11 protein-coding genes are annotated in these 11,726 nt (G+C 45.8%); 10 read left to right on the top strand and 1 reads right to left on the bottom strand.

Going from position 1 to position 11,726, the window contains the following annotated elements:
• The first annotated feature begins 59 nt into the window (after positions 1-59).
• The 6 genes from ACKTS9_RS01955 to sigG all read left to right on the top strand — a co-directional run bounded on the left by ACKTS9_RS01955 (position 60) and on the right by sigG (position 6,621).
• Positions 60-215 (top strand): hypothetical protein, encoded by a 156-nt coding sequence (locus ACKTS9_RS01955; protein WP_349214710.1) that lies wholly within the window; start codon positions 60-62, stop codon positions 213-215.
• The gene (gene recO / locus ACKTS9_RS01950; RefSeq protein WP_349214711.1) at positions 166-909 is read left to right on the top strand and encodes a DNA repair protein RecO; all 744 of its coding nucleotides are present in this window, start codon (positions 166-168) and stop codon (positions 907-909) included. Before ACKTS9_RS01955 ends, recO begins: the two co-directional genes overlap by 50 nt.
• An 11-nt stretch (positions 910-920) precedes the next feature.
• Complete coding sequence (locus ACKTS9_RS01945; RefSeq protein ID WP_407882056.1) at positions 921-3,305, top strand: endonuclease MutS2; 2,385 nt, start codon at positions 921-923, stop codon at positions 3,303-3,305.
• 863 nt (positions 3,306-4,168) lie between these two features.
• Positions 4,169-5,029, top strand: a complete 861-nt coding sequence (locus ACKTS9_RS01940; RefSeq protein ID WP_407878667.1) for a sigma-E processing peptidase SpoIIGA — start codon at positions 4,169-4,171, stop codon at positions 5,027-5,029.
• 12 nt (positions 5,030-5,041) lie between these two features.
• Positions 5,042-5,770 (top strand): RNA polymerase sporulation sigma factor SigE, encoded by a 729-nt coding sequence (sigE, locus tag ACKTS9_RS01935; RefSeq protein WP_349216231.1) that lies wholly within the window; start codon positions 5,042-5,044, stop codon positions 5,768-5,770.
• A gap of 80 nt (positions 5,771-5,850) precedes the next feature.
• A complete protein-coding gene (gene sigG / locus ACKTS9_RS01930) occupies positions 5,851-6,621 on the top strand; it encodes an RNA polymerase sporulation sigma factor SigG (RefSeq protein ID WP_349216232.1) in 771 nt (256 codons plus the stop codon).
• A 43-nt stretch (positions 6,622-6,664) separates the two neighbouring features.
• On the opposite strand, the gene ACKTS9_RS01925 is transcribed toward sigG, so the two are convergent.
• The gene (locus ACKTS9_RS01925) at positions 6,665-7,339 is read right to left on the bottom strand and encodes an HAD family hydrolase (protein WP_349216233.1); all 675 of its coding nucleotides are present in this window, start codon (positions 7,337-7,339) and stop codon (positions 6,665-6,667) included.
• Between the two features lie 107 nt (positions 7,340-7,446).
• Here ACKTS9_RS01925 and ACKTS9_RS01920 point away from each other — a divergent pair, with 107 nt between their 5' ends.
• The 4 genes from ACKTS9_RS01920 (at position 7,447) to tsf (ending at position 11,524) form a co-directional block, all read left to right on the top strand.
• Positions 7,447-7,719 carry a PRC-barrel domain-containing protein gene (locus ACKTS9_RS01920; protein ID WP_349216234.1) on the top strand — a complete coding sequence of 91 codons (273 nt, stop codon included), beginning with the start codon at positions 7,447-7,449 and terminating at the stop codon, positions 7,717-7,719.
• A 73-nt stretch (positions 7,720-7,792) separates the two neighbouring features.
• Positions 7,793-9,706 carry an LTA synthase family protein gene (locus ACKTS9_RS01915; RefSeq protein WP_349216235.1) on the top strand — a complete coding sequence of 638 codons (1,914 nt, stop codon included), beginning with the start codon at positions 7,793-7,795 and terminating at the stop codon, positions 9,704-9,706.
• Between the two features lie 147 nt (positions 9,707-9,853).
• Entirely contained in the window at positions 9,854-10,585 is a 732-nt protein-coding gene (rpsB, locus tag ACKTS9_RS01910; RefSeq protein ID WP_407878660.1) for a 30S ribosomal protein S2, read from the top strand.
• A gap of 18 nt (positions 10,586-10,603) precedes the next feature.
• Positions 10,604-11,524: a translation elongation factor Ts gene (tsf, locus tag ACKTS9_RS01905; RefSeq protein WP_349216237.1), complete on the top strand. Its 921-nt coding sequence runs from the start codon at positions 10,604-10,606 to the stop codon at positions 11,522-11,524.
• The last annotated feature ends 202 nt before the right edge of the window (positions 11,525-11,726 follow it).

Genomic DNA, 11,726 nt, shown 5'->3' with positions numbered 1-11,726 from the left:
CGCACATAACTGCGGTAGAATGGTGAATCATAAATGCTGACAAGCGGAGGTGTTTCACCATGAGACAGCAGGATGGTTTTTGGAAACAGTTTGAAAGCACGGGTCAGATTCAGGACTATTTGCATTACAAAAAAGGCCCGGAGGCTGAAAACAAGGAGAACAGGAATGCAGACGATTACCAAAGGACTGGTTCTGCGGGCGACAAAGACCAATGAGGCGGATCGCGTGCTCTCTATTTTGACACCGGAGCAAGGAATCATCTCAGCAATGGCCAAAGGAGCTTTGCGGCTGAAAAACAAGTTGTTCAGCGGCACGGGGCTTTTTTGCTATTCCGAGTTTACGCTCTTCCAGGGGAAGAGTATGTACATTGTGGATGATGCACAGGTGCAGACTGTTTTTTACGGTATCCACGATGACATGGAAAATATGGCACTGGCAATGTATTTTTCGGAGTTGACCAGTGTGTTTTCGCCTGTGGATGAAGAGGCCAAAGAAATGCTTCGGCTGCTTTTAAACAGCTTTTATTTGATGAGCGAGCATAAGCGTTCGTCTTCTTTTTTGAAAGCCGTCTTTGAACTGCGGGCGCTTTCTTTGGCTGGCTATATGCCGGATTTGGTTGCTTGTGCGGATTGCGTTCGATATGAAGGCGGTCCGTTTTACTTTGATAAGCAAACATCTAAAATTTTTTGCTCTGACTGTGCCGGAAAACGGGGAGAGATATGTAATCTGGACCCTTCGGCACTGGCGGCAATGCGGCATATTGTATTCAGCAGTGATGAAAAGTTGTTTTCCTTTACATTGGGAAAAGAAAGCGAAAAACGGTTGGGAAAGGTGATTACAGATTATTTAAATACTTGTTTGGACAAACCTTTGAAAACCGCTGATTTTCTCAATACCATTCTTTCATAACTAAAGAGGTAATCATGCAAAAATACTTACAATCTTTGGAGTTTGATAAAATACTTGCACGTGCGTGTCATTTTGTAACCTGTCCGCAGGCACAGACGATGCTGGAGCAACAGTTACCCGGTGAAAATGCAGAACAAGTGCGTATGATGCTTTCACAGACAGATGCAATTGCGACACTCTTGATTAAAAACGGCTCAGCGCGTATTTCTAAAGTGGAAAATGTGGAAAAGATCGTTCGGCGTGCCGGTAAAGGCGGTGTGCTGAGCATGGGCGAACTGCTGGAAGTGGCTTGTACACTGCGCAATTTTCGCGAATTGGTGCAGTGGTACGGGCTGACTGACCATGAAAATTTACCGGTGGATGACTATTTTTATGCCATTACCCCACAACCGCAGTTGGAGAAAGCGATTACAGAAGCGATTGTATCACCAACAGAGATGGCTGATGGAGCAAGCAATACGCTGTATGACATCCGTCGGAGCATTCAAAGAGTGGAAAGTTCCATCCGTGATAAACTGGACGGTATCACGAAGTCGCAGACCATGGGAAAATACTTGCAGGATGCTGTCGTATCTCTGCGAAATGGACGCTTTGTTGTTCCGGTAAAAGCTGAATATCGAAGCGAAGTAGGCGGCGTGATTCATGACGTTTCTTCCAGTGGTTCTACATTGTTTGTGGAGCCGACGGCAGTTGTGGCAGCCAATGCAAAAATTTTGCAGCTGCGTAACCAGGAGCAGGCTGAAATTGAACGTATATTGTCCGCTTTTTCGGCACAGGTCGCGGACTTGGAGCCGATGTTTTCGCTTGCCTATGAATCAATGCTTCAACTGGATGTGCTTTTTGCAAAGGCAGAGTTGGCTTTGGAGCAGAAAGCGATGTGTCCTCAAGTACAAAGTGAACAATGCTTTTCTTTGGTTCGGGCACGACACCCGTTGATTGATCCGGGAAAAGTCGTTCCGGTAGATATTTCTCTGGGAGCCGGGTATGATACGCTGGTGATTACCGGGCCCAATACTGGCGGTAAGACCGTTACCTTAAAAACGGCTGGCTTGCTGAATTTGATGGCACAATATGGTTACTTAATTCCGGCGCACGAGTCCAGTACTGTCTGTGTGTTTGAGAATATTTTGGTGGATATTGGTGACGAACAGAGCATTGAACAAAGTTTGTCTACGTTTTCCGGGCATATTAAGAATATTACAGAAATTTTGAGCCAAGCAGGTACTGGAAGTCTTGTGTTGATGGACGAGCTTGGCGCAGGGACTGACCCGGCAGAAGGTGCAGCTCTGGCTGTTTCGATCGTCGAAGCTTTGCGTGATCGCGGCGCGAAGATTATGGCAACAACACACTATTCAGAGATGAAGGTTTTTGCTCTGGAGACACCCGGAGTTCAGAATGCCTCCTGCGAATTTGATGTGGAAACACTTCGTCCGACTTATAAATTAAGTGTTGGCGTACCAGGAAAGTCAAATGCGTTCCTCATCAGTGAGAAGTTAGGACTGGAAAAACAGGTTATCGAAAGAGCCAAAGCACACATGTCGGATGAGGACAAAAAATTTGATACCGTACTTTCTCAGCTGGAAGATTTGAAGATTCAGCTGAAAGAAGGGCAGGAGGAGATGGAACGTCTTCGCCATGCTGAAGAACATGCCCTGGAGCAGGCAAAAGAGAAACGCGCAAAGTTGATCGCGCAAGGCGAGGCTGAACTGGAAGCTGCACGAGAGAAGGCACGCACCATGGCACAGCAGGTGCAGAATGATGCATATCAATTGCTGGATGAGCTTCGTAAATTAGAGAAAGATCAAAAGCAGGCGGCTGGGCAGCGGGCGATTCGTGCAAGAGAAATCGCTCGAAAAGAGTCTGAAAAATTGTTTGTTCAATCGGACGTTGTCCATACGGCGGCTAAAGTCTTCACGCCGCTCAAAAGTGTGAAGCCGGGGCAGGAGGTATGGATCCCGGAATTGGATAAGACGGGCATTGTCATGTCCAATCCGGATCGAGACAACCTTGTTGAGATCCGGGCTGGAATTATCAAGACGAAAGTGCCTCTTTCGAAATTGGCGGCGCCGCAAAAGCAAAAGCCTGTGCCGCAGAAAAAATATCAGCCGCGAAGGAATTCTTCGGGCGGAAATCTGGATCGGGTTACACGCTCCGCCAGCATGGAGATTAACTTGCTTGGATTGACCGTAGAAGAAGCAATCCATGAGGCTGATAAGTTTATTGATAACGGTGTCATGAGCGGTCAGTCGACTTTGTATCTGATCCACGGAAAAGGAACAGGTGCGCTGAGAAAAGCTCTCCATGAACACCTTCGCAGACACCCCAATGTTCGTAGTTATCGGCTGGGCGCTTACGGAGAAGGCGAGTCAGGTGTCACGGTTGTTGAACTGAAATAATTTTTTGCAGCTGTCAATATTTAAAAAAGGGCAAAACGAATTTTCCAAAAAGGCAAAATGAAATTTCCAAAGTAGAATATGGAGAAATGAGACCCCACGTCGAAAGACGTTGGGGTCTTTTTATATCCCCGTTGTCCCTCTCCGGCCCTGGAAACGAGGAAAAACAGAGTCCAGAACGAGGGAGAGATTAGTACGGGACGCCCTGGCGAAGAAGGAAGCAGGTGCCCAGTGGCGGTACGGCATCGAATCGGGAGGAAATCGGGAGACACCCTGGACCGCTGCGGCTGCTCATCTGCGTAGGAAAATCCCTGTTTTCGCCCTGCAATACCCCGGATTTCGCCCTGTGAGCCGTTTTCTCATCCCGCCAATGATTGGACCTTACTGGACCCTATATAGCCCCTTATAGGCCCTCTTTCATTGGGCATTATTGGAACTGTTCTGGAGGTGTCAGGGGCGAGCGGAACGGAGTGGAGCGAGCCTTTCCTGACTCTATCCCAGTTTCCTCCTTCTTCTCTTCTATTTTATCTCTAATTATGTACTTTTGTTTCTTTCGTGCCCCTTTTTTGCACTTTCCAGAATGGAAAATATAGTGCCTTTTTGGAAATTTCACTTTGCCTCTTATCAATATTTAAAAAAGGGCAAAACGAATTTTCCAAAAAGGCAAAATGAAATTTCCAAAGTAGAATATGGAGAAATGAGACCCCACACCGAGAGGTGATGGGGTCTTTTTATACTCTACGCCTAAGTCGTTGATTTCAGCGCTTGAGGGAAGAGCGCTGTATACCATTTTCCGGGACAAGTTCTGCAGGTGTGACATATTTTGCGCGGCTGAAGTGTTAGGCTGTTTTCAATGGGGGGATTGCATGCGTGGCGTTGTCTATGTAGATATTTTGTTTTTTACCAATGCATTGATCGGATGGTGCTTGCTGCGCTGCTGTGCAAGTTTGACTGGTTGCGCGGTACAAAAAATTTTTTTGTTTGCCGGCGGTATATTGGCGGGGATATCTTCTTTAATGGTAATATTGCCGCCGCTTCCAGCTTGGATCATGGGCTTGATGAAAATTATCAGCGCAGGGACCATTGTGGCCCTGGCTTTTTTTAAAAACGGTCGGCGCATATTTTTGAAGTGTTTATTGTGGTATGTAGCATTAAATGTGCTTTTATCCGGCACGATTCTTTTGGCGCTGTACTATTTGGAGCCGTCAGAGATTCAAATTTATAATATGACACTTTATTTTAATGTGTCTCCGCTGCTTCTGATTGGTTGTGTCACGGGTACATATTTTGTGATGCAGATTATGGCCTTTTTGATGGGAAGGCCAAGAGAACAAATCGTCCTGCCGTTCCGTGCGACTTTCGGCTCTGACAAATTAGATGGATATGCTTTATGGGATACAGGATATCATGTTAAAGACCCTATATCGGGAGCAAGTACATTTTTGCTCAGTTTCCCGGAAGTGCAATCAAAACTTTCCATTCCGTTGGAAAAGGCTCTTTCAAATTATTTTCGAACTGGAAATTTACAGGCAGGAGATGGAATTCGCCTGATTCCTGCCCGAACGGCAACCGGAATGAGGCTGCTTCCCGCAATAAAAGCACCGTTGCAGTTGATGCAAAGAGAACGTTGGAGGGAAACCACGGCAGCCTTAGCTGTTTTTACACCGGAACGGCTGGGAGATGGGACATTTGAAGCTTTGGTGAATCCGGCAACGGCGGAGCATTAGGAGGATCAAACAATGAAAAGAAAAATAACACTGAAAAATTTCTGGAAAATATTGTTGTTCAAATGGATCATTGGGGTACGCTTGCCGGATTATCTCTACTATATCAATGGCCCGGAAATTTTGCCACCGCCATTATCAAAAGAAGAAGAACGAGTTGTTTTTGCAGGGTTAGAGCAGGGAAGTACCGACGCGAGGGATTTGCTGATCGTTCATAACTTGCGACTGGTGGTATATATCGCGCGAAAGTTTGAAAGCAAGACAACAAGTGCGGAGGATTTGATTTCTATTGGAACCATCGGGCTGATAAAAGCAGTCAATACGTTTGTACCATCCAAGAATATCAAACTGGCAACTTATGCAAGTCGTTGCATTGAAAATGAAATATTAATGTATTTACGGAAAAGCAGCAATCGAAGACAGGAAAGCAGTATTGATGAACCATTAAATACAGATTGTGATGGAAATGAGCTGTTGCTATCCGATGTGCTGGGAAGCGACCAGAATCAAGTGAGCTTGGAACTGGAGCAGTGCGCCGAATGTGACATGCTTCGGCAGGCTGTGGATCATTTAAATCCACGCGAGCGTCAAATTATGGAATTGCGATTCGGATTGAATGGTGGAAAGGAACATACCCAAAAAGAAGTTGCGGATATGATAGGCATCTCACAGAGCTATATTTCTCGTTTGGAAAAGCGCATTATAAAGCGATTAAGAGGTGAATTGGAGCGTATCGAACAATAACTGGAAGAGTTTTCTTCTTATGATTTTTAAGCGTGACGTCCATACTCTGAACAAGAACTTGTTCAGAGGAAGTGTGGCACGTGCAATATCACAAGGTGGAAATCTGTGGTGTCAATACCGCAAAACTGCCGGTTCTCAAAGAAAAGGAAAAAATTGAGTTGATTCGCAAAGCGCAGGCGGGAGATCAAGATGCACGACAGGCGATGATACAAGGGAATTTACGGTTGGTTTTAAGCGTGGTACAGAAATTTGCGTCACGTGGAGAAAGTATGGACGATCTCTTTCAGGTGGGATGCATTGGGCTGATCAAAGCGATTGACCATTTTAACCCGGAATTGGGATTACGGTTTTCCACCTATGGACAACCAATGATTTTAGGAGAAATTCGACGATTTCTCAGAGACAACAACAGTATGCGTGTCAGTCGGTCGGTCCGAGACATGGCCTATCACGCCATGCAGACAAGAGAGCAGTTGCAGAAAGAACTGGGAAGAGACCCGACCATTCAGGAACTTTCTGCCCGTATGGAGCAACCACAGTCGGTGGTGACTTTGGCTCTGGAGTCTGTCATGGAACCCCTCTCCTTATATGAACCAGTGTATAATGATGGTGGGGATACGCTATATGTGATGGATCAAATAGGCGAAAATGAGGGCGAAGAGAGCTGGATCTCCACTATTTTGTTTCGGGATACGATTGGCGCCTTATCGGACCGTGAAAAGAAAATTATTTCGCTTCGGTATCTTGCCGGAAAGACACAGGTGGAAGTGGCTCGCGAAATCGGAATCAGCCAGGCACAGGTGAGTCGGCTGGAAAAAGGTGCTTTGGAGCGAATTAAAAAGCAAATTTAAGTAAAAAGACGCGGACAGCTTTGTGCCCGCGTCTTTTTAAATATTATTTTGTAACGGCCTTTTCCGGCTCCTTTTTGGCATGCCGGGGTGACTTCCGTTCCGTTTCAATACCGTAGCTTTTTAAGGCTCGTTGCAGTGTGCGTACATTTCGGAAATGAATGCCCACCATATCCGCATCAAATGCTGCAGAAGCATTGATTTTATTATCGTCGACAAAAACACATTCAGAGGCAATCAGGTGGTATTTTTGAATCAAAGTCTGGTAGATTCGAATATCTGGTTTCAGCAACCGTACCTCACAAGATGCGATTCCACCGTCAAAGAGAGACCAGAATCTCCGCTGCTGTAAAGTTTCCAATACATCGTCGGCAATGTTGGAAAGATAAAACAGCCGATAGCCGCGCTTTTTTAAGCGTTTCATCAACTGAACAGTGTCATCTTTGGTATTTAACATGTCAAACCAATCAGATAAGATGACATCTGTTTCAAAAGAAAGCCCCAAATCTTTTCCTTTTTCGCGCATAATCTCATAGGCCTGCGCGCGAGTCATTACGCCAGCATCGATCTTGAGCCATTCAGCGCTGCCGAATGTGATATCATAAAGTTTATTTTCAATTTTTTCATTGAGAAAGTGATCAACCAGGAATTCACGAGGATTAAAATCAACGACCACTCCGCCCAAATCAAATACAATATTTTTATACAAAAAATCACCCACCGTATCGCTCTTATTCGATAATGTATTTTATTATACAACATTTTCAGCGGCATAGAAACCCTTTCTTCTGGAATAAAATGTGAATAAAGAAAGGGAGGAGTTTCGTTATGACATTGTATGAACTCTGTCAGCGCGATGTGATTTGCATTTCTACGGGGGCCAATCTCGGAAAAGTGGATGATCTTTCCTTTGATGAAAATACGGCCTGTATTGAAAATCTTGTTTTATATGGCCGATTAAAATTGTTTGGCCTTCTGGGACGGGAAGAGGATACGCTGATTCCGTGGAAAGATATCCGAAAAATTGGAAGCGATGTCATTTTAGTTGAAACGAAAACGATTGTTCCGGTTCGTAAGAAAAAGTTCCTTTTCATGATATAACTTGACAAATATTATATAATGAAAGAATCGGTAAAACGATGGTAAAGGACAGTTAAAATAAAGGTGGTTCAGCATGAAACAAGTTTCTGGTGGGGAAAAGCGAGCGTCTTGGCGTGACTCTTTTTGGGTTAATCTGGCTTGGACGCTCATTGTTCCAACCGTTTTTCTGTTTACGATGGAATGGATCCATCGAGGAACATTGCTTTCGGATTTTTGGACAACGCGCTTTTTTTCGCACTTCTTTGGGTTCTTTTGGGGATGGGTATTTCTCATTCTGCTCTATGTCCTTGTGAGTCAGTTGACGGCACGTCATTGGGTGGCAACGCTTATACTTGGACTTTTGACCAACGTGTCAGGTGTGGTCACCTATTATAAGCTGGAGATGCGCGGAGAGCCGTTTTTGCCTTGGGATTTTTCACAGATCGGTGACTTGGCCGGTGTGGCCGAGCATATTCAACTTCAGGTGCAGCCGAGCATGATTGTGGTCGGTGTCCTGCTTTTAGTAATGATCCTGTTTGCGGGCTTTCTTCGTTTACCGATGGGAACTTCCGGACGCAAATGGCACTGGCGGCTGATTTTATCGGGTGGATCTTTTGTGGGAGCCCTGGCGATTGTTTTCGGAATATGGATGCAGACCGCGGTTTGCCAGTTCTTTGGAATCTATGAAGATATGTGGATGCAGGATCGCTATTACAAAAATTATGGCATCCTCACCGGCTTTTTTACAAATCTGCGCGTTCTGGATATTTCCGCGCCGGACGGGTATTCGCAGGAAGCAGTCGATCAAATTGTGCAGCGCACAGAGCAAGCGCAGAAGGCGGATTCTGAACCTTTCTTTGCCAACAGTTATGCGAGCAGCACAGAAGAGGTGGTGCAGCAGCCTAATATTATTTTCGTAATGAACGAGTCTTTTTGGGATGTGTCCCGATTGGAAGGTGTTGTTTTTGACCGCGAACTGACACCCAACCTGAAGGCACTGGCTGAACAGGCAGCTTATGGAAGATGCTACTCTCCGTCCTTTGGCGGCGGTACATGTGATGTTGAATTTGAGGCGTTGACCGGATTTTCGCTGGAGCATCTGCCGGCCGGTAGTAAACCCTATCAGCAATATGTGACAAAACCGATGTTTTCGACTCCGCAGTTTTTAAAGGCACAGGGGTACGATACCATCGCAATTCATGGTTATTACGGAAAATTCTGGAGCCGAAATACGGCATACCCGAATTTGGGAATCGATACATTTATCTCGGCAGAAAATTTTTCCAACCCGGAACTGAAGAGAGGGTTTATTTCAGATTCCCAGATGACCCAGCGAATCATTGAGGAATATGAAAACCATGAAGCGGATTCGGATGCGCCGTTTTTTGTCCATGCGGTGACCATGCAAAACCATACAACCTATGACTCGAATCGTTATCCGGAAGAAGAGCTTGTAAAAGTGCTCGAAGATCCGGGCTTCTCTGATAATACCGTTTCTCAGCTTCAGGATTTTGCTACAGGAGTATACGAAGCGGATCAGGCACTGGGAGAATTGGTGGATTATTTTAGCGATGTGGACGAGCCGACGATCATTGTATTTTGGGGCGATCATTACAATCCTTTGGGTACAGGATACGAAGTGTTTGAAAAAACCGGTTATATCGATCAGGGGGATACTACCAGTCCGAATCTTCGTCAGACCGATTTGCTGATTTGGAGTAACTATTATAAAGAACCGATTGATTTGGGAACGGTTGCTGCATACGAAATAAGCCCTGTTGTCATGAATTTGTATGGGCTTGAAACGCCGACCTGGTATGATTTCTTAATTCAGGAATTGTCCGTTATGCGGGCACGTACACGGGGAATTACAGTAGAACCAGACGGATCTTTCAGCGAAGAAATGACCCAGGAGCAGGAACAGTGGTATAATGATCACTGGATGTTGCAGTACGACTATATGTTCGGTGAGCCTTATCAGGAAGATTATGTAACGGATGAGGGATAACTTAATAAGAAACACTTGCATTCTTTTGTTGAGTATGCTATACTAATTCGGCAATACGCACGCATTGCTTTGCTTTTTTGTGCCTGAAAACAGGTGAAGGGGCAGGACGGCAATGCGGAGGAAAAACAATTTTAGGAGGATAATTTTATGGCAGTCGTATCTATGAAACAACTTCTCGAAGCTGGCGTGCACTTCGGTCATCAGACCCGCCGCTGGAACCCCAAAATGGCGAAGTACATCTTCACCGAGCGCAATGGCATCTATATCATCGACCTGCAGAAAACCGTTAAAAAGCTGGACGAGGCTTACAACTTTGTGCGCGACGTTGCAGCTGAGGGCGGCGACATTCTGTTTGTTGGTACGAAAAAACAGGCTCAGGAGTCTGTGCGTGAAGAGGCTCTGCGCTGCGGCATGCGTTATGTCAATGCTCGTTGGCTGGGCGGCATGATGACGAACTTCCGCACCATTCGTCGCCGGATCGATCGCATGGAGCAGATCAACAAAATGCGTGAGGACGGCACGTTTGAGATGCTGCCGAAAAAAGAAGTTGCCAAGCTGGAACTGGAACTGGAGAAATTGGAGAAATTCCTGGGCGGCGTGAAAACGATGGACAAATTGCCGAAAGCTATGTTTATTGTTGACCCGCGCAAAGAGCGCATCGCTGTTTCCGAAGCAAGAAAACTGAACATCCCCATCGTTGCGATTGTGGATACCAACTGCGATCCGGATGAGATTGATTATGTGATCCCTGGCAATGACGACGCGATTCGTGCTGTTAAACTGATTGCTGGCGCTATGGCGGATGCCGTTCTGGAAGGCCGTCAGGGCACGCAGGATGCTCCCGCTGAGGAAGAGGTTCAGGAAGAGGCTGCTGAATAATAGAAAGGGGAAAGAAAAATGGCTTTCACTGCACAAGACGTAAAAAATCTGCGTGAGCAGACCGGTTGCGGTATGATGGATTGCAAGAAAGCGCTGACCGAGTCCGGCGGCGATTTTGATAAAGCAATCGAATATCTGCGTGAAAAAGGTTTGGCTGCTGCTGCGAAAAAGGCTGGCCGCATTGCTGCAGAAGGCATGGTTTATGCTGTTTCTGATATTTCCCGTAAGCTGGGCGTTGTGGTAGAGGTCAATGCCGAGACGGATTTCGTTGCCAAAAACGATCTGTTTAAAGGCTTTGTTAAGGACGTAGCAGAAGTGATCATGAATGAGAATCCTGCGGATGTCACGGCTCTGCTGGCCTGCAAAATGGGCGATGGCACCGTTGAGGGCGCTCTGCAGGAGAAAATTCTCGTAATCGGCGAGAATATTAAGATTCGTCGTTTCGAGCGTTACGAGGGAATCTGCGCGGCTTATGTGCATGGCGGCGGTACTCACGGCGTTTTGGTTCAGTTTGAGACTTCTGACGAGGTTGCTGCCAAACCGGAGTTTGTTGCTTTCGGCAAAGACATTGCAATGCAGATTGCCGCTGTAAATCCCTCTTATTTGAACGAGGCGTCTGTTCCCGCTGAGGTTCTGGCGAAGGAGAAGGAGATTTTGCTGGCGCAGATCAGCAATGACCCGAAGCTGGCCAGCAAACCGGAGCAGGTTAAAGTAAAAATGGTCGAGGGCAAAATCGGCAAATACTACAAAGAAAACTGCCTGGTTGATCAGCAGTATGTCAAAGATCCGGATTTGACGGTGGCCAAGTACATTGAGAATACCGCCAAAGAGCTGGGTGGTGACATTCAGGTTGTGAAATATGTTCGTTTTGAAAAAGGCGAAGGCCTGGAGAAACGTACGGATGATTTCGCATCTGAAGTGGCCGGCATGATCAAATAAGTTTGTGTGTTTAACAACACATTTATTTGAATAATCAGTAATGAAAACGAGAGTTCTGTTTTAGGCGGGACTCTCGTTTTTATTTGGAGTGGATCTAGCCGGGGACTTTCTTTAACTTGTGTTTTAAAATTCTTTCAGCGAAACAGTTGTATTTTTTGTTTTCGTATGGTAAAGTATTAAAGTATTAATGCAGCATTTTGCT

The sequence above is a fragment of the Owariibacterium komagatae genome, assembly GCF_045865535.1.
GTDB classification, from domain to species: domain Bacteria; phylum Bacillota; class Clostridia; order Oscillospirales; family Ruminococcaceae; genus Ruthenibacterium; species Ruthenibacterium komagatae.
This window is presented reverse-complemented; position numbering and strand designations above follow the sequence as displayed.

What these genes read in the sequence shown, in the direction of transcription:
- ACKTS9_RS01955 (WP_349214710.1), top strand. Translation starts at nt 60, where the DNA reads ATGAGACAGCAGGATGGTTTTTGGAAACAGTTTGAAAGCACGGGTCAG.
- recO (WP_349214711.1), top strand. Translation starts at nt 166, where the DNA reads ATGCAGACGATTACCAAAGGACTGGTTCTGCGGGCGACAAAGACCAAT.
- ACKTS9_RS01940 (WP_407878667.1), top strand. Translation starts at nt 4,169, where the DNA reads ATGCGTGGCGTTGTCTATGTAGATATTTTGTTTTTTACCAATGCATTG.
- sigE (WP_349216231.1), top strand. Translation starts at nt 5,042, where the DNA reads ATGAAAAGAAAAATAACACTGAAAAATTTCTGGAAAATATTGTTGTTC.
- ACKTS9_RS01920 (WP_349216234.1), top strand. Translation starts at nt 7,447, where the DNA reads ATGACATTGTATGAACTCTGTCAGCGCGATGTGATTTGCATTTCTACG.
- ACKTS9_RS01915 (WP_349216235.1), top strand. Translation starts at nt 7,793, where the DNA reads ATGAAACAAGTTTCTGGTGGGGAAAAGCGAGCGTCTTGGCGTGACTCT.
- rpsB (WP_407878660.1), top strand. Translation starts at nt 9,854, where the DNA reads ATGGCAGTCGTATCTATGAAACAACTTCTCGAAGCTGGCGTGCACTTC.
- tsf (WP_349216237.1), top strand. Translation starts at nt 10,604, where the DNA reads ATGGCTTTCACTGCACAAGACGTAAAAAATCTGCGTGAGCAGACCGGT.